At 72.9% G+C, this 23,929-nt stretch carries 20 protein-coding genes; 10 read left to right on the top strand and 10 right to left on the bottom strand.

The annotated features are described in order from the left end of the window. Positions 1-87: 87 nt before the first annotated feature. Both ACFY4B_RS31890 and ACFY4B_RS31885 read right to left on the bottom strand, forming a co-directional pair. The gene (locus ACFY4B_RS31890) at positions 88-774 is read right to left on the bottom strand and encodes a response regulator (protein WP_074005669.1); all 687 of its coding nucleotides are present in this window, start codon (positions 772-774) and stop codon (positions 88-90) included. Beyond that, a complete protein-coding gene (locus tag ACFY4B_RS31885) occupies positions 774-2,369 on the bottom strand; it encodes an ATP-binding protein (RefSeq protein WP_375876179.1) in 1,596 nt (531 codons plus the stop codon). Before ACFY4B_RS31885 ends, ACFY4B_RS31890 begins: the two co-directional genes overlap by 1 nt. 281 nt (positions 2,370-2,650) lie before the next feature. Here ACFY4B_RS31885 and ACFY4B_RS31880 point away from each other — a divergent pair, with 281 nt between their 5' ends. Genes ACFY4B_RS31880 through ACFY4B_RS31870 form a run of 3 tightly spaced genes read left to right on the top strand, consistent with a single transcriptional unit; the run spans position 2,651 to position 5,464 of the window. Then, entirely contained in the window at positions 2,651-3,460 is an 810-nt protein-coding gene (locus tag ACFY4B_RS31880; RefSeq protein WP_049650781.1) for an ABC transporter ATP-binding protein, read from the top strand. Continuing rightward, positions 3,450-4,367, top strand: coding sequence for an ABC transporter permease (locus tag ACFY4B_RS31875; RefSeq protein ID WP_387973837.1), 918 nt, complete (start codon positions 3,450-3,452; stop codon positions 4,365-4,367). The genes ACFY4B_RS31880 and ACFY4B_RS31875 overlap by 11 nt, the downstream gene beginning before the upstream one ends. 35 nt (positions 4,368-4,402) lie before the next feature. Continuing rightward, on the top strand, positions 4,403-5,464 hold the full coding sequence (locus ACFY4B_RS31870) for an ABC transporter substrate-binding protein (RefSeq protein WP_074005667.1): 1,062 nt from the start codon (positions 4,403-4,405) through the stop codon (positions 5,462-5,464). A 57-nt stretch (positions 5,465-5,521) separates the two neighbouring features. Here ACFY4B_RS31870 and ACFY4B_RS31865 read toward each other — a convergent pair whose 3' ends face one another. From ACFY4B_RS31865 to ACFY4B_RS31840, 6 genes are all read right to left on the bottom strand, one after another. Beyond that, positions 5,522-6,424, bottom strand: coding sequence for a sucrase ferredoxin (locus ACFY4B_RS31865; protein WP_049650779.1), 903 nt, complete (start codon positions 6,422-6,424; stop codon positions 5,522-5,524). 38 nt (positions 6,425-6,462) lie between these two features. After that, on the bottom strand, positions 6,463-7,194 hold the full coding sequence (locus ACFY4B_RS31860) for a hypothetical protein (protein ID WP_387973834.1): 732 nt from the start codon (positions 7,192-7,194) through the stop codon (positions 6,463-6,465). Positions 7,195-7,211: 17 nt separating this feature from the next. After that, the gene (locus ACFY4B_RS31855; protein ID WP_387973831.1) at positions 7,212-8,282 is read right to left on the bottom strand and encodes a hypothetical protein; all 1,071 of its coding nucleotides are present in this window, start codon (positions 8,280-8,282) and stop codon (positions 7,212-7,214) included. Positions 8,283-8,294: 12 nt separating this feature from the next. Further along, entirely contained in the window at positions 8,295-9,557 is a 1,263-nt protein-coding gene (locus ACFY4B_RS31850; protein WP_387973829.1) for a WXG100 family type VII secretion target, read from the bottom strand. A 30-nt stretch (positions 9,558-9,587) separates the two neighbouring features. After that, complete coding sequence (locus ACFY4B_RS31845) at positions 9,588-9,881, bottom strand: type VII secretion target (RefSeq protein WP_147409165.1); 294 nt, start codon at positions 9,879-9,881, stop codon at positions 9,588-9,590. Positions 9,882-10,072: 191 nt separating this feature from the next. Beyond that, on the bottom strand, positions 10,073-12,523 hold the full coding sequence (locus ACFY4B_RS31840) for a DNA topoisomerase (ATP-hydrolyzing) subunit A (RefSeq protein ID WP_387973826.1): 2,451 nt from the start codon (positions 12,521-12,523) through the stop codon (positions 10,073-10,075). 297 nt (positions 12,524-12,820) lie between these two features. On the opposite strand from ACFY4B_RS31840, the gene ACFY4B_RS31835 reads away from it, so the two are divergent. The 3 genes from ACFY4B_RS31835 to ACFY4B_RS31825 all read left to right on the top strand — a co-directional run bounded on the left by ACFY4B_RS31835 (position 12,821) and on the right by ACFY4B_RS31825 (position 17,070). Next, positions 12,821-14,170, top strand: a complete 1,350-nt coding sequence (locus ACFY4B_RS31835; protein ID WP_049653313.1) for a pitrilysin family protein — start codon at positions 12,821-12,823, stop codon at positions 14,168-14,170. Positions 14,171-14,190: 20 nt separating this feature from the next. Beyond that, positions 14,191-15,555, top strand: coding sequence for a M16 family metallopeptidase (locus ACFY4B_RS31830; RefSeq protein ID WP_387973939.1), 1,365 nt, complete (start codon positions 14,191-14,193; stop codon positions 15,553-15,555). A gap of 321 nt (positions 15,556-15,876) precedes the next feature. Next, entirely contained in the window at positions 15,877-17,070 is a 1,194-nt protein-coding gene (locus ACFY4B_RS31825; RefSeq protein WP_117489766.1) for an RtcB family protein, read from the top strand. A gap of 88 nt (positions 17,071-17,158) precedes the next feature. Here the strand turns inward: ACFY4B_RS31825 and ACFY4B_RS31820 are convergent, their stop codons facing one another. Further along, entirely contained in the window at positions 17,159-17,440 is a 282-nt protein-coding gene (locus tag ACFY4B_RS31820) for an HPr family phosphocarrier protein (RefSeq protein WP_049653316.1), read from the bottom strand. A gap of 227 nt (positions 17,441-17,667) precedes the next feature. Here ACFY4B_RS31820 and ACFY4B_RS31815 point away from each other — a divergent pair, with 227 nt between their 5' ends. The 4 genes from ACFY4B_RS31815 to ACFY4B_RS31800 all read left to right on the top strand — a co-directional run bounded on the left by ACFY4B_RS31815 (position 17,668) and on the right by ACFY4B_RS31800 (position 23,125). Beyond that, entirely contained in the window at positions 17,668-20,484 is a 2,817-nt protein-coding gene (locus tag ACFY4B_RS31815; RefSeq protein ID WP_387973823.1) for a GNAT family N-acetyltransferase, read from the top strand. Positions 20,485-20,575: 91 nt separating this feature from the next. Continuing rightward, positions 20,576-21,175: a DUF5998 family protein gene (locus ACFY4B_RS31810; RefSeq protein WP_049653318.1), complete on the top strand. Its 600-nt coding sequence runs from the start codon at positions 20,576-20,578 to the stop codon at positions 21,173-21,175. Positions 21,176-21,219: 44 nt separating this feature from the next. Continuing rightward, complete coding sequence (locus ACFY4B_RS31805; protein ID WP_049653320.1) at positions 21,220-22,407, top strand: alkaline phosphatase family protein; 1,188 nt, start codon at positions 21,220-21,222, stop codon at positions 22,405-22,407. A 61-nt stretch (positions 22,408-22,468) separates the two neighbouring features. Beyond that, positions 22,469-23,125, top strand: coding sequence for a thymidine kinase (locus tag ACFY4B_RS31800; RefSeq protein WP_074005657.1), 657 nt, complete (start codon positions 22,469-22,471; stop codon positions 23,123-23,125). An 11-nt stretch (positions 23,126-23,136) separates the two neighbouring features. Here the strand turns inward: ACFY4B_RS31800 and ACFY4B_RS31795 are convergent, their stop codons facing one another. Then, positions 23,137-23,880, bottom strand: a complete 744-nt coding sequence (locus ACFY4B_RS31795; RefSeq protein WP_310593192.1) for a VOC family protein — start codon at positions 23,878-23,880, stop codon at positions 23,137-23,139. Positions 23,881-23,929: the final 49 nt, after the last annotated feature.

Genomic DNA, 23,929 nt, shown 5'->3' with positions numbered 1-23,929 from the left:
GCCCGGGGAACCCCGGCGGGCCTGGGGCCGCCGGGGTTCCCCCCTGTCCGGGCCCGGTCCGGCGGTCATCGGCCCCGACCGGAGCGGCTATGCCCGGGCCGCCAGGCCGTAACGGTGCTCCGGGCGGCCGGTGTCGCCGTACCGCAGGGTCAGCCGCAGCCGGTTGTCCCGCTCCAGCTGCTTGAGGTAGCGCTGCGCCGTGGAGCGGCTCAGCCCGGTGGCGTCGGCGACCTCCTGGGCGGAGAGCGGCCGGCCGGCCCGGCGCAGGACGCCCATCACCAGGTCGGTGGTGGGCGCCGAGTGGCCCTTGGGGAGCGGCCCGGCCGGGGCGGCGGCGCTGCGCAGGGTCGCGAACAGCCGGTCCACCTCGTCCTGGCCGGCCTCCCGGGCCGGGGCGGCGAGCGCGTGCCGCAGCTGCGCGTACGCCACCAGTTTCTCCCGCAGCCCGGCGAAGGTGAACGGTTTGACCAGGTACTGGAGCGCGCCGTGCTGCATCGCGGCGTGCACCGTCGACACGTCCCGGGCGGCCGTCACCATCATCACGTCGCAGGCCACCTGGCGTTCCCGCAGCCGGCGCACCAGGGCCAGGCCGGTCTCGTCCGGCAGGTGGTGGTCGAGCAGCAGCAGGTCCACCGGTCGGCGCTCCAGGGCGGCCAGTGCCTCCCCGGCCGAGTGCGCGGTGCCGGTCACCCGGAAGCCGGGGACCTTGGCCACGTAGGCGGCGTGCACGTCCGCGACCCGGAAGTCGTCGTCCACCACGAGTACGTCGATCATCACGCCTCCACGAGCTGGGTGGTGAGCAGGGCCTCGGGCAGCTCGACGGTGAACCGGGCGCCGCCGAGCGGCCCGGTGTCGAGCACGATCCGGCCGCCGGTCCGTTCGACCAGCCGCCGCACCATCGCCAGCCCCAGCCCGCGCGGACGGTGCGCGGGCGCGTCCTTGCTGCTCCACCCCTCTTCGAAGACCTGCTCGCGCAGCTCCTCCGGCACGCCCGGGCCGCTGTCCGCGACCTGCAGCAGCAGCGTCGGGCCGGCCGCCGCCAGGCTCACCTCCACCCGGCCCCCGCCGCCCGCGGCCAGCGCGTCCACCGCGTTGTCGATCAGGTTGCCGAGCACCGTCACCAGCGCCCGGGCGTCCACCACGGCGTCCGGCAGGTGCGCCGCCGGGGCCAGCGCCAGCCGCACCCCGCGCTCGCCCGCCACCGCGCTCTTGCCCGCCAGCAGCGCCGCCACGTGCGGGTCCTGCACCTGCTCGGCGATCCGCGCCGCGACCACCGCGTGCGAGCCGGACTGCTCCGAGATGAACGCCACCGCCTGCTCGTGACGGCCCAGTTCCAGCAGGCCCAGCAGGGTGTGCATCCGGTTGGCGTGCTCGTGGTCCTGGGCCCGCAGCGCCTCGGTCAGGCTGCGGGTGGTGTCCAGCTCGCGGACCAGCGACTCCAGCTCGGTGCGGTCCCGCAGGGTCACCACGGCGCCGCCCTCGGGCGTGGCCGTCCGGTTGACCACCAGCACCCGGTCGTCCCGGACGGCCGGCAGGTCGGCGCCGGCGATCCGCCCGGCGAGCACGTCCGCCAGCCGGCCCGGCGGCAGCACCGCGCCGATCGGGCGGCCGGCGCAGTCCTCGGGCAGGCCGAGCAGCCGGAACGCCTCGTCGTTGGCCAGCCGGATCCGGCCGTGCTCGTCCAGCGCCACCATGCCCTCGCGGATGCCGTGCAGCATCGCCTCCCGCTCCACCAGCAGCGCGGAGATGTCGGCCAGCGCGATGTTGTGGGTGCGGCGCTTGAGGCGGCGGGCCAGGAGCAGGGTGGCGAGCGTCCCGGCGGCGAGGCCGGCGGCCGCGCACAGCAGGATCCCGGTGAGCATCTTCAGCAGCCGGCGGCGGATCGAGTCGTCGCTGATGCCGACCGAGACCTCGCCGACGATCCGGCCGTCCGCCATCCGCAGCGGCACCTTGCCCCGGGCGGTGCGGCCCAGGGTGCCCTGCTGGATGGCGGTGACGCTGCGGCCGCTGAGGGCGGGCTCCGGGTCGGTGCTGACCCGCTGGCCGATCCGGCCCGGGTCGGTGTGCGAGAGCCGGATGCCGTCCAGGTCGGTGACCACCACGAAGCTGGCGCCGGTGGCCAGCCGGATCTGCTCGGCGTTGCGCTGCGCGGCCACCACGTCGCGGCCGGCGGCGGCCCGGGCGATGTTCTCGTCGGTGGCGGTGGCCTGGGCGATCGACAGCGCCCGCTGCATCGCGTCGTGGTCCAGCTCGCTGCTGACCGGGGCCAGGAACAGCCCGGCGGTCACGGCGGTGACACCGACGGTGACGACGGTCTGGCTCAGCAGCAGTTGGGCGAAGACCCGGCGGGGCCGGCGGGCGAGCTTCATCCGGGCCTCCTCTCGGCGGCTGCGGGGGAATCGGATGTCCGGGAGCGGGGATGGGAGCGGGGCTGGGAGCGGGGGCGGGGTGGGGGCGCCTCCGGTGGGGTGGGTCGGGACACCCTATGTTTCCGCGCTGTTTCTGTCAGCCGCGTCCCCGCAGTTGTAGCGCAAGCAAAACGAGCAGAACACCCCTCTATGCGGAGAAGTCGCACTACGCGAAGAAGGCTCCCGCCGGGGCCGGGCCCGCTCCTACCTTTCCGGGGCAAGCACAGAACCGGGAGGAATGCATGACCGAGACCCCGGCGATCGAGCTGACCGGCGCGACCAAACGCTTCCGCACCCCCTCGGGGGCGTTGCACACCGCCGTCCGCGATCTCGATCTGACCGTCGCCCAGGGCGAGTTCGTCGCCGTCGTCGGCCCCACCGGCTGCGGCAAGTCCACCACGCTGACCCTGGTCAGCGGCCTGGAGGAGCCCACCGAGGGCGAGGTCCGGGTGTACGGCGAGCCCGTGCGCGGGATCGACCCCAAGGTCGGGTTCGTCTTCCAGCAGGACGCCGTCTTCCCCTGGCGCACCGTCCTGTCCAACGTGATGGCCGGCCCGCGCTTCCGCGGCGTGCCCGCCGCCGAGGCCAGGGAACGGGCCCGGGACTGGCTCGGCCGGGTCGGCCTGGCCGCCTTCGAGGACCGCTACCCGCACCAGCTGTCCGGCGGCATGCGCAAGCGCGTCGCGCTCGCCCAGACCTTCGTCAACGACCCGGCGATCCTGCTGATGGACGAGCCGTTCTCGGCCCTGGACGTGCAGACCCGGGCCCTGATGTCGGACCAGCTGCTGGAGCTGTGGGCCGGTACCGGCTCGTCGGTCGTCTTCGTCACCCACGACCTGGACGAGGCCATCGCGCTCGCCGACCGGGTCGTCGTCATGACGGCCGGACCGGCCACCGTCAAGGAGGTCTTCACCGTCGACCTGCCGCGCCCGCGCACCGTGGAGGCCGTCCGGCTGGAACCGAGGTTCGTCGAGCTGTACCGCGAGATCTGGGCCTCGCTCGGCGAAGAGGTGCGCATCACCCGGGAGAGAGGAGCGGGTCGTGCCGCTTGAGACCGCGTCCGATTCCGTGCCCGAGTCCGTGTCGGGAGCCGCGCCGGGAGCCGCGCCGGCCGGCGCCGGGAAGCCCCCGGCCGTCACGACGAGGACCGAGGCCCGCGAACGGGCCGCCCGCAACCGCCGGTTGGTCGTCTACGGCGCCCGGGTCGCGGTGCTGCTCGCCTTCCTCGGGCTCTGGGAGGTCTGCGCCCGCACCGACGTCATCGACCCGTTCAACTTCTCCCAGCCGTCGAGGATCTGGGACCAGATCTGGCAGTGGGTCACCCACGGCACCGCGCAGGGCTCGCTCGGCGAGCAGATCGCCTTCACCCTGTACGAGGCCCTCGCCGGCTGGGTGATCGGCGTCATCGGCGGCGTGCTGCTGGGCATCGCGCTCGGCCGGATCCGCTTCCTGGCCGACGTGTTCGGGCCGTACATCAAGGTGCTCAACGCGATCCCGCGGATCGTGCTCGCGCCGATCTTCCTGATCTGGTTCGGCCTCGGCCCGGCCTCCAAGGTCGCCTCCGCGGTGGTGCTGGTGTTCTTCCCGGTGTTCTTCAACGCCTTCCAGGGCGCCCGCGAGGTCGACCGCAACCTCGTCGCCAACGCCCGCATCCTGGGCGCCGACAACCGCAGGGTCACCCTCCAGGTGGTCATCCCCGCCGCCACCACCTGGATCTTCACCAGCCTGCACGTCAGCTTCGGCTTCGCGCTGATCGGCGCCATCGTCGGCGAGTACATCGGCGCCACCAAGGGCCTCGGCCTGCTCGTCGCGGCCGCCCAGGGCACCTTCAACGCGGCCGGCGTGTACGCGGCCATGACCATCCTCGCCGTCGTCGCGCTGCTCACCGAGGGGCTGCTGACTTTCGCCGAGAAGAAGCTGTTCCGCTGGAAGCCCGCCGACGCGGGCGACGGCCGCTGAACCTCCCCCGCCCGTACGAAGAGAGGCCCCCACCCATGCGTAGAACGGCTGCCGCCGCCCTCGCCGCCCTCCTGCTCCTCCCGCTCTCCGCCTGCGCCAACGACGCCGCCACCGCCGGACACGGCGCGGTCGCCGCCCCCGCCGGGCAGCAGGTCGACGGGCCCAAGGTCAAGATCATGGTCGGTGGCCTGGACAAGGTCATCTACCTGCCCGCGATGCTCACCCAGCGGCTCGGCTACTTCGCCGAGGCCGGCGTCAACGTCGAGCTGATGACCGAACCGGCCGGCGTCAACGCCACCACCGCGCTGCTCGCCGGGGACGTCCAGGGCGCCGTCGGCTTCTACGACCACACCATCGACCTCCAGGCCAAGGGCAAGAAGGTCGAGTCCGTGGTGCAGTTCGCCCAGGCGCCCGGCGAGGTCGAGGTGGTCTCCAGCAAGCAGGCCGACGCGATCAGGTCCGGCGCCGACTTCAAGGGGAAGAAGCTCGGCGTCACCAGCCTCGGCTCCTCGACCGACTTCCTCACCAAGTACCTCGCGGTCAAGAACGGCACCGCCGTCAGCGAGTTCAGCCCGATCGCGGTCGGCGCCGGCCAGACCTTCATCGCCGCGCTCCAGCAGGGCAGCATCGACGCCGGGATGACCACCGACCCGACCGTCGCCGCCGTCCTGGACAAGGGCCTCGGCAAGGTCCTCTACGACATGCGCACCCCCGAGGGCTCGCGCGAGGCGCTCGGCGGGCTCTACCCGTCCTCGTCGCTGTACATGAACACCGACTGGGTGGAGAAGAACAAGGACACCACCCAGAAGCTCGCCAACGCCTTCGTGAAGACCCTCACGTGGATGTCCACCCACAGCCCCGAGGAGATCGCCGCGAAGATGCCCGCCGACTACGCCCAGGGCGGTGCCGAGCAGTACGCGGCGGCGATCAAGGCGACGCTGCCGATGTTCACCACGGACGGCGTGATGCCGGCCGACGGGCCGAAGACGGTGCTCTCGGTGCTCGCCGCGTTCCACCCGGACGTGAAGGGCAAGGAGGGGTCGATCGACCTGGCGAAGACCTACACCACGGAGTTCGTCGCCAAGGCCGCCGGCTGAGCCCCGCCGCCGACAGCGGTCCCGCGCCCACCCCCACGGGCGCGGGGCCGCTGTGCGTCAGAGCCCTCGTACGGACAGCACGTCCATCCGCGACGGCGTCCCCGCCGCCTTGCCGCAGCTCTCCGGACGCGCCGGCTCGCTCACCGTCTCGATCACGTCCACCTCCCAGGACCGGCCGTCCCGGTGCAGCACCGTCACCAGCCAGCGGCGCTCACCGTCCGGCCGCTGGACGAGCGTCAACGCGTCCACCCCGGTCTCGCCGGTCGCCAGCCGCACCGCGTGCTCGGCCGCCTGGCCCGGACGCTCCCAGCCCGAGCAGCCGCGCGACCACTCCGGCACCGTGTGCCCGGCCGCCGTCGCCGCCAGCACCTCCTTGGCGGTCTCCGGCGTCAGCCGCCCGTACGCGTAGCCGTACGGCAGCACCAGCATCGTGGGGGAGAAGCGGTGCCCGCCCAGGTGGGTGACCTCCCACACCTCGCTGTGCCCGGCCGCCGCCAGCTCCGCCGCGAGCGGACGGCCCAGCAGCGCGCAGCAGCGGTCCCGCCGCCCGTTGGTGCACACCAGGGCCACCGGGCCGCCGACGTGCTCCGCACCGAACCCGGTGTGGTCCCCGGCGCCCAGCGCCGCGAAGTCCAGGCCCAGCAGCTCCGCCGGATCCGCCACCGCCGCCCGGCGCACCCAGTCGCGGCCCGGCACCGTGTGCGCCACGAGCACCTCGTGGCGCGGGGTCGGCAGGCAGTCGGCGTGCCGACCGGGCCGGCGGATCAGCGCCACCCGCACACCCGTCCCGGCCGCGGCCGCCTCCAGCGCCCGCCCCACCGCCGCGTCCAGATGGCTCTCGCCCAGCGCCTTCGCGCCCCACGGCCCGTTCTGCTCCACCAGCAGCCAGGTGCTCGCCACCGCCGCCGTCGCGGCCAGCGGCTCCGAAAGTTCACGCGACACGGTCGCACAAGTGCTCACGCCGGCAAGGCTACCCTCAGCTGATCACCCTCACTCGATCACCCGAAGGCGGCCTTCACCCGCTGCGCGACCTCCTCGTCCACCGTGTCGTACATCGGCTCGGAGACGGTCGGGAGGTCGGCGAACTCCAGGTGGATGCTGCGGACCACGTCCGCGAACAGCTCCGAGTACAGCACCCAGTCCTCCGGGCACGGGGTGCTCAGCTCCAGCGAGAGCAGCTGCGACTCGTTCGGCAGCGGCAGGTGCACCTGGATCACCGAGGTGGTCAGCACCCCGTCGACGAGCGGGACCGCCAGGCCGTCGAGCGGGGTCGACCCGTCGTCTACCGCGGTCGCCACCGCGTCGATCACCGCGACGGCCCGCCCGGCCGGCAGCTCGACCGCCGTCACCTCCGCCTCCGGACGGGACAGGGCCAGCCGGGTGAGCAGGAAGTCCACCGCGCCGGGGTAGTCGGTGCCGACCAGCGGGCAGACCGAGGCCGTGATCGACGCGGTGCTCGGTCGGCCGTCCACGTCCACCAGGCACATCCCGGCGTGGATCACCCCGGCCTCGGCCATCGACGGGATCAGCCCGGCCAGTGCCACGGCCCAGCGCACCCGCACCTCCTCGGGCTGGGAGGCCAGCACCTCGCAGGCCAGCTCCCACAGCTCCTCGGCCACCTGGTCGTCGGTGCCGAGCACCGGGACCTCGTGGAAGGCGGGCGGGACGACGAAGCGGATCTGGAGCCGCGCGTCCTCGGCGGGACGGTAGGCCGTCGGTATGTCGGGCATCGAGCTTTCCTGGGAGGTCATGACGGCTTGCGGATCCGGTTGCGGACGTCCAGCCAGGACGGTGGGACGGGGACCGGGACGCCGTACGCGCGGGCTTCGACGAGCAGGTCGAGGTAGGCGGCGGCACGGTCGCGAAGACCGGAGCGGTGCCAGGTCCAGTGCGCCCTCAGCGCGGGGAGGGCGGTGAGCGCGCAGAAGGCCACCAGGCCGCCGATGACGAGGATGGACTGCCGGCGCTGCTCGGAATAGCTGAAGTCCGAGCCGAGGAAGCCGACCAGCACGGCCAGGCAGAAGACCAGGGCGGAGACATTGGTCCACACCAGTCTCCGGCGGACGGTGCGCCGCTGCGCGGTGAGCAGGCCCCGGACCGCCTGTTCGTCCAGGAAGTCGAGGCCGTGCGGGGCACCGAGTTCACGGGCCCGGGTGGCCAGCGGCCAGTGCTGTGCGAGCGCGGCGGGCGGCAGTACCGGGAAGGCGGGGTCGATCACCGCGTCGGGCGGCCACCACGAGCCGGGCCGCGCAGCGACAGAGGGCGGGGGAATGGGGGTGTACGGGCCCGGACCGGTGGGATACGCGGCCGGTGGCTGCGGTTGCGGAGCGGGCTGGGCGTCCGCGTCCCACGAGGCCCGTTCGGCATCGGATCCCCACTCGGCGGGGATCCGGACCGTCAGCCCCGCGCGCCTGGCCTGGTTCAGCAGCCCGAGGTACGCGGTGAAGTGCACCGAGGCAGTCTGCTTGCTGTGTCCGTGGTCGTGGCCCCGCACCCAGATCGCGATTCCGGCCGGAATCGCCAGGATCGCCGCCACGATGCCGACCACTTCCCGCGGCTCCACCGGCGACTTCATCGAGAAGCCGATGATCGCGGCGACCACGATCCCCCCGAGGACGAGGATGGCCCCGGCCTCGTCGTGCCAGTCCTGCTGGTCCCGCATCCGCAGGTGCCGGATCACCACATTGCGGGCCACATCATCGTTCAGCAGGGTGACCCCGTACAGGCCCTCGGCCCGCCGTGCCGCCTCGGCCACCTCGGGCACGCCGGCGAGCTGTCCGCCCGAGACGGGGAGCGTCACGTTGACGTCCTTGACCATGCGCCTGTCCTCTCAGCCGACGGCGTTCAGGAACGGCGCGGACGCCGGTCGGTACGCGGGCTTCGGAAGCGGTCCCGGGGCCTCGACGTGGGACGCCCGGGCCTTCTCCTTCTCGCCGTCCTGGTAGAAACCGTAGGCGAGCCCGTTCGCCTTGTTCGTGATCGTGACCGTGCGGGGGTCCACTGCGACGCCCGCCTTCTTGAGCCCGCCGACGATGAGCTTGGTCGATATCGGGTTCATGGTCTTCTCGAACAGGCCCGCGCCGGCGGCCGAGGTGCGTTCGGCGGCGCCGGCTCCCTCGGCCGCCACCGAGGTCCTGACGTTCCGGATCGGGGCCCGGATCACCTTGTTGACGACACCGACGCCCTGGACCTTCGTGATCGACTTCCCGGCGGTGGCGAAGCCCTTGATGGCGCCGACACCCGGGATCACCCCGAGTCCGTCCAGTCCGATCTTCAGCCAGGAGACGTCCTGGCCGCGGGACTTGGCGATGCCGTGCCCGGCCATCGCGGCCGCGCTGGTCAGCATGGCCGCGGCGCCCAGCAGTGGGCCGGCCACGGGGACCGCCAGTGCGGCGATCGCCAGCACGGCCGAGATCTTGGACAGGGCGTCCGCGTGCTCGGCGAGGAAGTCCAGTGACTTCTGCCAGGCGTGCTCCACCTTGTCCAGCATCCGCTTGAGGAAGCTCGGGTCCGGCGGGTGGTGGCGGGACGCCTCCATGATCGCCTTGGCGGCCGCCTCGGCCTTGTTCTTGTGGTCGGCGAGCTGCTTGTGGCCGTTCGCGATCACTTCGTCGAGCTGGTGCGCGAGCTGCTGCTGGGCCTGGAGTTTGGCCTCGAAGTCGGCCTTGGCCTTCGACTGGGTCGCCGCGTCGGTGGACTGTGCGGAGGCGTCGAGGGCCTTGCCCGCGGCGTCGCACTGGACGTTCATGTCACCCAGCCGGGAGCGCAGTTCGACGGCCTGGGCCTCCATCGTCCGGCCGTTGGCGAGCAGGCCGGTGAGCTGGGTGTGCCAGGCCTTGAGGGCCCGGGAGCAGGCGGCCATCGAATCGTGGCCCTGGGTTAGGTACTTGGGCAGTTCGCCCAGTTTTCCCGCGAAGTTGCGGGCCGCCTCGCCCTGCCAGGCGCTGCCGTCGGAGCCGAGGTCGGCGAGGGTGTGGCGCAGTTCCTCCAGTTCGCGGGCGACGGCGTCGACGTCCGCGTACATCTTGGCGATGGCCGGAAGGTCCCCCGGGGCCGGGCAGAAGCCGAGGCCCGGCCAGTTCTTGTCACTCATGGTGGAAAGTCAGTCCCCCTGTTGGTCGGCTCAGGTCGCGCCGAATCCCTTGGCCGTGCCCTGCTCGTTCTCCCCGTAGTTCTTGAGCGTCGCGTCCAGGCCCTCGCGCAGGCCGTGGGCGAGCTTGGCCATCCGGCCGATGCCGCCGTGCCAGTGGTCCTCGAAGCCCTTGCACGCCGCGTCGAGCCGTGCGGTGCCCAACTGCTTTCCCTTGCCGAGGTTCTCGAGGCTCTTGGCGACCGCCCCCATGCGGGTGCCGCATTCGTCGAGTTGTTTGGACACCGTTCTCATCCGGCCCATGTCGATCTTGAATTCTTCAGCCAACTGCCATGCCCCCCAAGGCTGGTGACGAGGTGTCGAGCACACCTGTTCGGTGAACCTAACCCATGGGAGGGCAAAGTTCGGGCCATGGCCGGGAAATGGTGATCACCGTTCCGCATCCCCGGCCGGGCGGGTACGAAAAAGCGGAGGGGCACCGGACGATGTCCGGTGCCCCTCCGCTCGGGCGGGAGCCGTTACGCCGGGCCGGCGACCACCGCGATCGGGGTGGTGACCGGGGTGCCGGAGCCGTCGCGGCGCGGGTCGCGCTCGGGCAGGTCGACCGGTGCGCCCTTGGCGGTGGCGGCGCGGGCCGGGGCGGCGCCGGCCCAGGCGAAGGCCAGGGCGTCCTCACCGCGCAGGAAGCGCTGGCAGCGCACGCCGCCGGTGGCGCGGCCCTTGCGCGGGTACTGCTCGAACGGGGTGACCTTCCAGCTGGTCTGCTCGCCGTCGGAGAGCGTGCCCGTGGCCGTGGCCACCGAGACCACCACCGCGTCCGCCGCCGGGTCCACCGCCGTGAAGGACAGCACCCGCGTGCCGTCCGACAGCTTGATGCCCGCCATGCCGCCCGCCGGGCGGCCCTGCGGACGCACCTGGGCCGCGGGGTAGCGCAGCAGCTGGGCGTCGGAGGCGATGAAGACCAGGTCCTCCTCGCCGGTGCGCAGTTCGACCGCGCCCACCAGCTCGTCACCCTCCTTGAGGGCGATCACCTCGAACTCGTCCTTGTTCGCCGGCCACTCCGGCACCACCCGCTTCACCACGCCCTGCAGCGTGCCCAGCGCCAGCCCCGGCGAGGACTCGTCCAGGGTGGTCAGCGCCAGCGCCCGCTCCCCGTCCTCCAGCCGCAGGAACTCGCCCACCGCGGCCCCGCCCGCCAGCGTCGGCGACGGTGTCGGCGGCAGCGCCGGAAGGTCGATCACCGGCAGCCGCAGGACCCGGCCCGCGGACGTGACCACGCCGACGTCCGCCCGGGCCGTCGCGTGCACCGCCGAGACGATCACGTCGTGCTTCGCCCGCTTCTCCGACTCCTCGAACGGCTCGCCGTCCGCCGTCCGCGCCAGCAGGCCTGTCGACGACAGCAGCACCCGGCACGGGTCGTCCGCGACCTCCAGCGGCACCGCCAGCGCGGCCGAGGGCACCGCCCCCGCCTCCAGCAGCACCGTGCGCCGCTCGGTGCCGAACTGCTTGGACACCGCGCCCAGTTCGGACGACACCACGCTGCGCAGCTTGGTGTCCGACTCCAGGATCTCGGTCAGGTCCGCGATCTCGGAGGTCAGCTTCTCCTTCTCCTGCTCCAGCTCGACCCGGTCGAAGCGGGTCAGCCGCCGCAGCGGGGTGTCCAGGATGTACGCGGTCTGCGTCTCCGACAGCGAGAAGTGCTCCATCAGGCGTTCCTTCGCCTGCTGGGCGTTGTCACTCGACCGGATGATCGCGATGACCTCGTCGATGTCGAGCAGCGCGACCAGCAGGCCCTCGACCAGGTGCAGCCGCTCCTCGCGCTTGCGGCGGCGGAAGTCGCTGCGCCGGCGCACCACGGTGAAGCGGTGGTCGACGTAGACCTCCAGCAGCTCCTTGAGCCCCAGCGTCAGCGGCTGCCCGTCCACCAGCGCCACGTTGTTGATGCCGAAGGTCTCTTCCAGCGGCGTCAGCTTGTACAGCTGCTCCAGCAGTGCCTCTGGCACGAAGCCGTTCTTCACCTCGATGACCAGCCGCAGCCCGTGCTCGCGGTCGGTCAGGTCCTTGACGTCCGCGATGCCCTGGAGCTTCTTCGCGTTGACCAGGTCCTTGATCTTCGAGATGACCTTCTCCGGGCCGACGTTGTACGGCAGCTCGGTGACCACGATGCCCTTGCGGCGGGCCGTCACCGCCTCCACCGTCGTCGTCGCCCGGATCTTGAACGTGCCGCGGCCCGACTCGTACGCGTCCCGGATGCCCGACAGGCCCACGATCCGTCCGCCGGTCGGCAGGTCAGGACCGGGCACGAACCGCATCAGCGTGTCCAGGTCCGCGTTCGGGTGCTTGATCAGGTGCCGGGCCGCGGCCACCACCTCGGACAGGTTGTGCGGCGGCATGTTCGTCGCCATGCCGACCGCGATGCCCGTCGCGCCGTTCACCAGCAGGTTGGGGAACGCGGCCGGCAGCGCCAGCGGCTCCTGCTCGCTGCCGTCGTAGTTGGGGCCGAAGTCGACGGTGTCCTCGTGGATCGACTCCACCATCGCCATCGAGGCGGCCGTCAGCCGCGACTCGGTGTAGCGCATCGCGGCCGGCGGGTCGTCGTTGCCCAGCGAACCGAAGTTGCCGTGCCCGTCGATCAGCGGCAGCCGCATCGAGAACGGCTGCGCCATGCGCACCACCGAGTCGTAGATCGACTGGTCGCCGTGCGGGTGCAGCCGGCCCATCACCTCGCCCACCACGCGGGCGCACTTCACGTGCGCGCGCTCCGGGCGCAGGCCCATCTCGTTGGCCTGGTACAGGATCCGGCGGTGCACCGGCTTCAGGCCGTCCCGCGCGTCGGGCAGTGCACGCGAGTAGATCACCGAGTAGGCGTACTCCAGGAAGGAGCCCTGCATCTCGTCCACGACGTCGACGTCGAGGATCCGCTCCTCGAAGTCTCCGGGCGGCGGGGTCTGCGAACTGCGGCGGGCCATCGCGGCGGGGCTCCCTTACGTGTCGCTGGCTGTGTCTCGGTCGGTCGCCGAACGCCGGGGGGCGGTCGTCGCTCGTCTCCGCACCGTCCCGCCGCCGGACCCGTCAACCGGGCGCCGTCGACAGGGCGCGGCGCCCCCATTGTGGACCCTCGGGCCGACACTCCCGGTCAGCGGCCCTCTTCCGCCCCTGGCGAACGGCCCCGTCCGCGCGGACACGAACACGGCTCCCGCACGTTGCACCACAATGGGGGACGCCACACGAACCCCCGACATCGACGACGGGAAGGACCCGAGCGCATGGCCAACCCGGCCCCCGCCTCCAGCCGAGGCATCGCCATCACCGAGCACCGCCTGGCCAACGGCCTGCGCGTAGTCCTCTCCGAGGACCACCTGACCCCGGTCGCCGCCGTCTGCCTCTGGTACGACGTGGGCTCCCGGCACGAGGTCAAGGGCCGCACCGGCCTCGCCCACCTCTTCGAGCACCTGATGTTCCAGGGCTCGGCCAACGTCACCAACAACGGGCACTTCGAGCTCGTCCAGGGCGCCGGCGGCTCGCTCAACGGCACCACCAGCTTCGAGCGCACCAACTACTTCGAGACCATGCCCACCCACCAGCTGGAGCTCGCGCTCTGGCTGGAGGCCGACCGGATGGGCTCGCTGCTCGCCGCGCTCGACGAGACGTCCATGGAGAACCAGCGCGACGTCGTCAAGAACGAGCGCCGCCAGCGCTACGACAACGTCCCGTACGGCACCGCCTTCGAGAAGCTCACCGCGCTCTCCTTCCCCGACGGCCACCCGTACCACCACACCCCGATCGGCTCCATGGCCGACCTCGACGCGGCCACCCTGGAGGACGCCCGCACGTTCTTCCGGACGTACTACGCGCCCAACAACGCGGTCCTCTCGATCGTCGGCGACATCGACCCCGAGCAGACCGTCGCCTGGGTCGAGAAGTACTTCGGCTCCATCCCCGCGCACGACGGCAAGCAGCCCCCGCGCTCGGGCGAGCTCCCCGAGACGATCGGCCGCGAGATCCGCGAGGACGTCCACGAGGACGTCCCCTCCCGCGCCCTGATGGCCGCCTACCGCCTCCCGCACGACGGCACCCGCGAGGCCGACGCCGCCGACCTCGCCCTCACCATCCTCGGCAGCGGCGAGTCCAGCCGCCTCTACAACCGGCTGGTCCGCCGTGACCGCACCGCCGTCGCCGCCGGCTTCGGCCTGCTGCGGCTGGCCGGCGCCCCCAGCCTCGGCTGGCTCGACGTCAAGACCTCCGGCGACGCCACCATCGAGCAGATCGGCACCGCCGTCGACGAGGAGCTCGCCCGCTTCGCCGCCGAGGGCCCCACCGCCGAGGAGCTCGAACGCGCCCAGGCCCAGATCGAGCGCGAGTGGCTCGACCGGCTCACCACCGTCGCCGGCCGGGCCGACGAACTGTGCCGCTACGCCGTCCTGTTCGGCGACCCGGAGCTGCTCAACGACGCCCTCCCCAAGGTCCTCGACGTCACCGCCGAGGAGGTCCAGGCCATCGCCAAGGCCCGGCTCCACCCCGACAACCGGGCCGTCCTCGCCTACGAGCCGACCGCCGCCGCCGAGACCGACGCCGACTCCGACGCCGCTTCCGAAGAGGAGGGTGCCGCCGTATGAGCACCGACTACGTCCCCGCCATGACCTTCCACCCGCAGCCCCGGCCGGGCACGCCCAGCCCCTGGGACTTCCCCGCCCCCGAGCGGGCCGCCCTCGGCAACGGCATCACCGTCCTGCACTGCCACCGGCCCGGCCAGCAGCTGGTCGCCGTCGAGGTCCTGCTCGACGTACCGCTCGCCGCCGAGCCCGAGGGCCTCGACGGCGTCGCCGGCATCCTCGCCCGCGCCTTCAGCGAGGGCACCGACACCCTCAGCGCCGAGGAGTACGCCGCCGAGCTGGAGCGCGCCGGCGCCACCCTCGACATGCACGCCGACCACCCGTGCATCCGGATCTCCCTGGAGGTCCCCGCCTCCCGGCTCCAGCGCGGCCTGTCCCTGCTCGCCGACGCCCTGCGCGCCCCGGCCCTGCCCGAGGCGGAGATCGAGCGGCTGGTCGCCAACCGCCTGGACGAGATCGTCCACGAGCAGGCCAACCCCGCCCGGCGCGCCGCCAAGGCCCTGTACGCCGAGCTCTTCGACGCCGCCGACCGGCTCTCCCGGCCCCGCGCCGGCACCGCCGACACCGTCAAGTCGATCGACCGCGCCGCCGTCAAGGCCTTCTACGACGGCCACGTGCGCCCCGCGACCAGCACCGTCGTGGTGGTCGGCGACCTCACCGGCGTCGACCTGCCCGCGCTGCTGGAGAGCACCCTCGGCACCTGGACCGGAACGGCCGCCGAGCCGTCCGTCCACGCCCCGGTCACCGGCGACGACCACGGCCGCGTCGTCATCGTGGACCGCCCCGGCTCCGTCCAGACCCAGCTGCTCATCGGCCGGATCGGACCCGACCGCCACGACCCGGTCTGGGCCGCCCAGACCCTCGGCACCTACTGCCTCGGCGGCACCCTCACCTCCCGCCTGGACCGCGTCCTGCGCGAGGAGAAGGGCTACACCTACGGCGTGCGCGCCTTCGCCCAGCCGCTGCGCTCGGCCGCGGACGGCAGCGGGCGCGCCATGCTCGCCATCAGCGGCTCGGTGGACACCGCCTCCACCGCCCCCGCGCTGGCCGACACCTGGGTCATCCTGCGCACCCTCGCCGCCGAGGGCCTCACCGACGCCGAGCGCGACGAGGCCGTGCAGTTCCTGGTCGGCGTCGCCCCGCTGAAGTACGAGACCGCGGGCTCGGTCGCCGGCACCCTGGCCGACCAGGTCGAGCAGTACCTGCCGGACGACTACCAGGCCGAGGTCTACCGGCAGCTCGCCGAACTGCCCACCGCCGCCGCCACCGAGGCGGTCGTCGCGGCCTTCCCGCCGGACCGCCTGGTCACCGTCCTGGTCGGCGACGCCGCCGTGATCGCCGACGACGTGCGGGCGCTCGGCATCGGCGAGGTCACCGTCGTCAGCTGACGGCCCCTCCCGGAACACCCTCCGGCCCGGTGGAGCACCCGCTCCACCGGGCCGGACGCGTTTTTAAATCCGTTGCGGGCCGCGCCCGTTCCGTGGATAGATGTTCCCCGACTCACAGCACGTGCGAACTGCGACGAAGGAAGGGAGGCGGTCACCATGCGGGTCGAGCAAGCCATACGACGCTCCCCGAGGCCGTATTCCCCCTGCACCGTCGCCCCGGGCGCCTGAGCCCCACCCCCCTGAACTTCCCCGAGCCGTGCCGGGATTCCTCGCGCGGCACCACCTTCCCCGAACCACCCGACCCCTGGAGGTCGTTCACCCATGTCGTACACCGAGGTACCCGGCGTCCGCGTCCCGATCCGGATGTGGACCGACCCGGCCACCGTCGAGGGCCAGGCCCTCCAGCAGCTGCGCAACATCAGCTCGCTGCCCTGGCTGCACGGCCTCGCCGTGATGCCCGACGTCCACCTGGGCAAGGGCGCGACGGTCGGCTCCGTCATCGCGATGAAGGACGCGGTCTGCCCGGCGGCCGTCGGCGTCGACATCGGCTGCGGGATGAGCGCGGTGAAGACCTCGCTCACGGCCGAGGACCTCCCGGACGACCTCTCCGGCCTGCGCCGCGAGATCGAGCGGGCCATCCCGGTCGGCCGCGGCCTGCACACCGACCCGGTGGACCCGTCCAAGCTGCACGGCTTCCGCACGGCGGGCTGGGACGACTTCTGGCAGCGCTTCGACGGCATCGCGGAGGACGTCAAGTGGCGGCGCGGGCGGGCGATGCAGCAGATGGCGACGCTCGGCGGAGGAAATCACTTCATAGAACTGTGCGTTGATACGACTGACGCGGTCTGGCTGATGCTGCACTCCGGATCGCGCAACATCGGCAAGGAGCTGGCCGAGCACCACATGGGCGTCGCCCGCTCGCTGCCGCACAACCAGGGCCTGATCGACCAGGACCTCGCGGTCTTCCTCGCGAAGACCCCGGAGATGGGTGCCTACCGGCAGGACCTGTTCTGGGCCCAGGAGTACGCGAAGCTCAACCGCGCGCTGATGATGGCGCTCTTCCAGGACGTCGTCCGTCGGGAGTTCACCAAGGCCGGGGTGACCTTCGACGAGGTCATCAGCTGCCACCACAACTACGTGTCGGAGGAGCGGTACGACGGCGTCGACCTGCTGGTGACCCGCAAGGGCGCGATCCGGGCCGGCTCCGGCGACCTCGGGATCATCCCCGGCTCGATGGGGACGGGTTCCTACATCGTCCGCGGCCTGGGCAACGCGTCGTCGTTCAACTCGGCCTCGCACGGCGCCGGCCGCAAGATGAGCCGCAACGCCGCGAAGAAGCGGTTCACCACCCAGGACCTGGTCGAGCAGACCAAGGGCGTGGAGTGCCGCAAGGACGGCGGCGTGGTGGACGAGATCCCGGGCGCCTACAAGAACATCGAGAAGGTCATCGAGCAGCAGAAGGACCTCGTCGAGGTGGTCGCGCACCTCAAGCAGGTCGTCTGCGTCAAGGGCTGACCAGGCCGGCCGGAGCACGGCGGCCGGAAAGCCGATCGGGGTGCCGCCGGAATCCGGCGGCACCCCGATCGGGTGCGTGCTGCGAGGCTCAGGCCGCGGCGGGGAGCTCGTCGAGGCCCTCGGAGACGAGCTTGGCGAGGCGGTCGAGCGCGTCGTCGGCGTTCTCGGCGTCGGAGGCGAGGATGACCTCGTCGCCGCCCTGGGCGCCCAGGCCGAGGAGGCCGAGCATGGAGGCGGCGTTGACCGGGTTGCCGCCCGGCTTGGCGATGGTGATCGGCACGCCGGTGGCCGTGACGGCCCGGACGAAGACGGAGGCGGGACGGGCGTGCAGGCCCTCGGCCCAACCGATGGTGACGCGGCGCTCAGCCATGAGACGTGCCTTTCCGGTGAAGCTGGTCACGGCCGTGCTCGGTGAGCGGGGGGAAACGGCCATGTTGTCTAGACCAGTGTTGCACGCAGGCGGCCCCTGGGAACCGCAGCGTTCAGGACTTGTGATTGTTTCTTTTCGGGGCATAAACCCCGGTCGACGGCCCTGTCCACCCTGCCGTGAGCACGCGCCCGGCGCCATTCGGCTCGCCGCCGGATAACCTGACGAATGTGGAAGACCCCGCGGTGGCGAACCCCGCGCAACCCGACTATCCGCAGCACTGGGAAGCGGACATCCTGCTGCGTGACGGAGGTACGGCCCGGATCCGGCCGATCACCCCCGACGACGCCGGACGGCTCGTGGAGTTCTACGGGCAGGTGTCGGACCAGTCCAAGTACTTCCGGTTCTTCGCCCCCTATCCGCGGCTCTCCGACAAGGACGTCCGCCGCTTCACCCACCACGACTTCGTGAACCGGGTGGGCCTCGCGGTGGTGGTCCGGGACCGCTTCATCGCCACCGTCCGGTACGACCGGATCGACGCCGAGGGCCGCCCCTCCGAGACCGGCACCGACGCCGAGGTGGCCTTCCTGGTGCAGGACGCCCACCAGGGCCGCGGCGTGGCCTCCGCCCTGCTGGAGCACATCGCGGCGGTCGCGCAGGAGCGCGGCATCCGCCGCTTCCAGGCCGAAGTGCTGCCGGAGAACCGGAAGATGGTGAAGGTCTTCACCGACGCCGGCTACACCCAGCACCGCAGCTTCGCCGACGGCGTGGTGCACCTGGAGTTCGACCTGGAGCAGACCGACCGCTCGCTCGCCGTGATGCGCGCCCGCGAGCACCGCGCCGAGGCACGGTCGGTGCAGCGCCTGCTCACCCCGCGCTCGGTGGCGGTGATCGGGGTCTCCCGCACCCCGCAGACCGTCGGCCGGGCCATCCTGCGCGACCTGCTGGGGGACGAGGCCCCGGCCGACCGCCCGGTGTACGCGGTGAACCGCAACGCCGCGCCCGGCACCGAGCTGGACGGCGTCCCGGTCCACCGTTCGATTCTGGACATTCCCGGGCCGGTGGACCTCGCGGTGATCGCCGTCCCCGAGGGCGCCGTCCCGGCCGCCGTCGCCGAGTGCGGCGCCCACGGGGTGCAGGGCCTGGTGGTGGTCACCGCCGGCTACGCGGAGACCGGTCCGGAGGGCCGGGACCGGCAGCGCGCGCTGGTCCGCCAGGCCCGCGCGGCCGGCATGCGGGTGATCGGCCCGAACGCCTTCGGCCTGATCAACACCGACCCCGAGCGCCCGCTGAACGCCTCGCTCGCCCCGCGCCTGCCCGGCCGCGGCGGCTTCGGGATCTTCTGCCAGTCCGGCGCGATCGGCGTGGCCCTGCTGGAGGCCTCCCACAAGCGCGGCCTCGGCGTCTCCTCCTTCGCCTCGGTCGGCAACCGTTCCGACGTCTCCGGCAACGACTTCCTCCAGTACTGGGCCGAGGACGAGGCCACCCAGGTGGTGCTGCTGTACCTGGAGTCCTTCGGCAACCCGCGCAAGTTCACCCGGATCGCCCGCCGGCTGGCCGCCGTCAAGCCGGTCGTGGTGGTCAAGGGCGCCCGGCACACCGGCAGCCTGCCGCCCGGCCACGCCGTCCCCGCCACCGCCACCGGCCTGCGCGACGCCACCGTGGACGCGCTGTTCGAGCAGGCGGGCGTCATCCGGGTGTCGACCATCACCGAGCTGTACGACACCGGCGAGCTGCTGGCCCAGCAGCCGCTGCCGCCGGGGAACCGGGTCGCGGTGGTCGGCAACTCCGACTCGCTCGGCCTGCTCACCTACGACGCCCTGCTGAGCGCCGGCCTGCGCCCGTGCACGCCCGTCGACCTCACCACCGCCGCGACCGGCGAGAACTTCCGGATCGCCCTGGACGTCGCACTCGCCGACCCGGCCGTGGACGCGGTGATCGCCGTCGCCATCCCGCCGATCGGCACCTCCGCCCACGCCTTCATGGGCGGCCGGCTGACCGGCGAGGACGACCCCGCGATGGGCTCGGACGACCCGGAGATCGCCGCCGCGCTGCTCGAAGCCGGTGGCCGCGCCCGGGAGCTGGGCAAGCCGCTGCTGCTCACCCACCTGGCGCTGACCGACCTGCCGGTCCGGCTGCGCCCCGGCGGCATCCCCGCGTACGCGGCGCCCGAGCGGGCCGTGCACGCCCTCGCCCACGCCGTGCACTACGCGCAGTGGCGCCGCCGCACGGCCGCGGCGGAGGAGACGGCGCGCGTCCCCGAGCTGGACCGGATCGACGAGCCCGGCGCCCGCCGGCTGGTGGAGGCGGCGCTGAGCACCCGGGCCGCCGTCGCCGCACGCACCCAGCCCGGCGGCGCCCGGATCACCCTGTCCGAGGCCGAGGCGCAGGAGCTGCTGGCCCGCTACGGGATCGACGTCTCGCCGGTGCGGCCGGCCCCGGACGAGGAGGCCGCCGTCGCGGCCGCCTCGGCGCTCGGCTACCCGGTGGCCCTCAAGGCGACCGCCCCGCACCTGCGCCACCGCCCCGACCTGGGCAGCGTCCGGCTGGACCTGACCGACGAGGCGGGCCTGCGCCGCGCCCACCGCGAGCTGGACGCGCTGCTCGGCGGCGCCGCGCAGGCCGAGCTGGTGGTCCAGCGGATGGCGCCGCGCGGGGTGGACACCGTGATCGCCGCCACGGTGGACCCGGCGGTCGGCGCGATCCTCTCCTTCGGCCTGGCCGGCGCCCCGGCCGAACTGCTGGGCGACACCGCGCACCGACTGGTTCCGGCCACCGACCAGGACGTCGCCGGGCTGATCCGGGAGGTGCGGGCGGCGCCGCTGCTGTTCGGCTGGCGCGGCGCCGAGTCGGTGGACACCGACGCGCTGGAGGAACTGCTGCTGCGGGTGTCGCAGCTGGTGGACGACGTGCCGGAGATCGCCTCGGTGGATCTCGAACCGGTGGTCGTGGCCCCGCACGGACTGGCGATCCTGGGGGCGCGGGTGCGGGTGGCGCCGCTGCCGGTCCGCAGCGATCTGGGCCCGCGCGCGATGAGCACGCTGTAACCTTCCTTGGTTGCGCCCTGCCCGGGCGCTGTTGTCCGAAGCTCGGCGCCGTGCCGCCCGCTTCGTCGGCGGACCATGCCAGGATGGAGATATGGCGAAGACCGGTACCACCACCACTCAGGACCTGCGCTCGGCTATCGAGCGCAGCGGCTACTACCCGGCCCTGGTGTCCGAGGCGGTCGAGTCCGCGGTGGGCCCGGAGCCGATCAGCTCCTACCTGGTGCACCAGGAGACGACCTTCGACGCCAACGAGGTGCGCCGGCACGTCACGGTGCTGGTCCTCACCCCGACCCGGTTCGTGGTGAGCCACACGGACGAGCAGTCCGGGGCCGAGGGCAGCCCGGCGGTGCCGTTCGCGACGACCTCGACGGAGAGCGTCCGGCTGGACCGGATCGGTTCGGTGGTGGTGAGCCGGATGGTGGCGAACCCGGAGACGTACACCCCGGGCACCCTGCCGCGCGAGGTGGTGCTGACGATCGGCTGGGGCGCGGTGCAGCGCCTGGACCTGGAGCCGGCCGGCTGTTCGGACCCGAACTGCGAGGCCGACCACGGCTACACCGGCTCGGCCACGGCCGACGACCTCTCCCTGCGGGTGAGCGAGGCCGGCGACGGCCCGGAGACGGTGTCCCAGGCGCTGGTGTTCGCCCGGGCGCTGTCCGACGCGACGATCAGCACCGGCCCGCGGGTCTGAGTTCCGCCGCTTCCGACCGACCGCACCGCTACGAATCCGGTTCCATGTCCTTCGTTCCTGCCGACGGCTACGACGCCTTCGAGATCCTTGACCCGGCCACGGCCCCCGCGCCCCCGTATGGCAGTGGTTCGCTGTGCGACCTGCTGCCCTCGGTGGCGGCGGGGCTGGGCGTCCCCGGGTTCACCGCGACGCTCCCGATCGCCCCGGCGGACCGGGTGGTGGTGTTCCTGGTGGACGGCCTGGGCTGGGAGCTGCTGCTGCGCCACCCCGAGTACGCGCCGTTCCTGTCCTCGCTGGCCGGGAGCTCGATGGGGGGCAGCGGCCGTCCGCTGACCGCGGGCTTCCCGTCCACCACGGCGACCTCGCTGGCCTCGGTCGGCACCGGTACGCCGCCGGGCCTGCACGGCCTGGCCGGGTACACGGTGGCGGTGCCGGGCGCCGGCTACCTGATGAACCAGCTGCGCTGGCAGCCGCCGACCGAGCCGCACGCCTGGCAGCCGTACCCGACGGTCTTCGAGCGCACCCACCAGGCCGGGGTGGCGACCGCGCAGGTCTCCTCCCCGCTGTTCGCCCAGACCCCGCTGACCAGGGTGGCGCTGTCCGGCGGCACCTTCCTCGGCCGCACCACGGGCGAGGAGCGGATGGACCTGGCGGCCTCCTGGCTGGCCGAGCACGACCGGGCGCTGGTGTACACGTACGTCAGCGAGCTGGACGGGGCGGGCCACCGCTTCGGCGTGGACTCGGACGAGTGGCGGATGACGCTGGACGCGGTGGACCGGCTGGCCCGCCGGCTGGCCGCGCAGCTGCCGCCGCGTTCGGCGATGTACGTGACGGCCGACCACGGCATGATCGACATCGCCCCGGAGGACCGGATCGACTTCGACGAGGACTGGGAGCTGGGCGCCGGCGTCGCCCTGCTCGGCGGCGAGGGCCGGGCCCGGCACGTGTACGCGGTGCCGGGGGCCGCGGCCGACGTGCACGCGGTCTGGAGCGAGGTGCTGGGCGACCGGATGTGGGTGGCCACCCGGGACCAGGCGATCGCGGCGGGCTGGTTCGGCCCGGCCGTGGACGAGCGGGTGTACGCGCGGATCGGCGACGTGGTCGCCGCGGCGCGCGACGACATCGCGATCACCGCCTCCCGCAACGAGCCCGGCGAGTCCGCGATGATCGGTCTGCACGGTTCGATGACCCCGGTCGAGCAGTTCGTGCCGCTGCTCGAAGTCCGCGGCTGAGCCGCTCGATCGACTCTTCTGCGCCCGAATTCCCTTGATGTGAAAGGCCCTTGCTCCACCCATGGCTGAACTGGTGTTCTTCTCGGGCACGATGGACTGCGGCAAGTCGACGCTGGCGCTGCAGATGGACCACAACCACACCGCGCGCGGCCGGCAGGGCGTGATCCTCACCCGCAACGACCGGGCGGGCGCGGCGACGATCTCCAGCCGGCTGGGCCTGCGCGCCGACGCGGTCGAGGTGACGGACGACTTCGACTTCCACGCGCACGTGGTGCACCGGCTGTCGGCCGGCGGCCGGGTGGACTACCTGATCTGCGACGAGGCCCAGTTCTTCGCCGCCGAGCAGGTCGACCAGCTGGCCCGGGTGGTGGACGAACTGGACATCGACGTCTACACCTTCGGGATCACCACGGACTTCCGCACCCGGCTGTTCCCGGGCTCGCAGCGGCTGATCGAGCTGGCCGACCGGGTGGAGGTGCTCCAGGTCGAGGCGCTCTGCTGGTGCGGTGCGCGGGCCACCCACAACGCCCGGACGGTCGGCGGGGTGATGGTGGTCGAGGGCGCCCAGGTGGTGATCGGCGACATCTCGGTGGACCGGGACGAGGTCGGCTACGAGGTGCTGTGCCGCCGCCACCACCGCCGCCGGCTGACCGCCGCGACGGCGCACGCCTCGGTGCTCTCCCCGGACGTGCTGCCCTTCGAGGAGCAGCAGGCCTGAGAGCCGGGGCCCTAGGGAAGCACCTCCAGGACGGAGAAGTGCCCGCCCTGCGGGTCGGCCAGCCGGGCGGCGCGGCCGCGGGCGGTGTCGTGCGGTTCGACCAGGACCCGGCCGCCGAGTCCGAGGGTGTGCCGGGCGGTCAGCTCGGCGTCGCGGACCACGAAGTGGGTGCGCCAGCGCGGCGGGTGGCCGCGCAGCTCGGCGCGGTGCCGGATGCCGGCGACCGGCCGACCGTCCACCAGCAGCGCGGTCTCCTCCGGGCCGGAGCGGACCGGGCGGTCGAGGACGGTGGAGTAGAAGCCGGCGGCGCCCTCCGCGTCGGGGGTGAGCAGTTCGGCCCAGGCCGGGGCGCCCGGTTCGCGGCCGGCCTCCCGGCCGAGGTGCTCCTCGCCCTGCCAGAGGCCGAAGACCGCGCCGGAGACGTCGGCGGCGATGGCCATCCGCCCGGCGCGCTCGGCCTGGAGCGGCCCGACGGCGACGGTTCCGCCGCACTCGCGGACCAGTTGGGCGGTGCGGTCGGCGTCGTCCACGGCGAAGTAGGTGGTCCACTGCACCGGGAAGCCGGTGGCGGTGGAGACGCCGAGGCCGGCCACCGGTGCCCCGTCGAGCTCGGCCCGGACGTAGTCGCCGAGCTGGCCGGGCCCGGGCGTGTACGTCCAGCCGAGCAGGGCGCCGTAGAAGGCGCGGGCGCCGGGCAGGTCGTCGGTCAGCAGGCTGACCCAGCAGGGCGTGCCCTGGGCCAGTCGGAGTTCCACCGCGGGCAATGCGGGCCTCCTCGTGGGTGGTTGGCGCACGGAAATCCTC

This window comes from Kitasatospora sp. NPDC001261 (assembly GCF_042896795.1).
Taxonomy (GTDB): Bacteria; Actinomycetota; Actinomycetes; order Streptomycetales; family Streptomycetaceae; genus Kitasatospora.
Note: the sequence above shows the minus strand (reverse complement) of the source record. Positions and strands in the feature narration are given on the sequence as shown.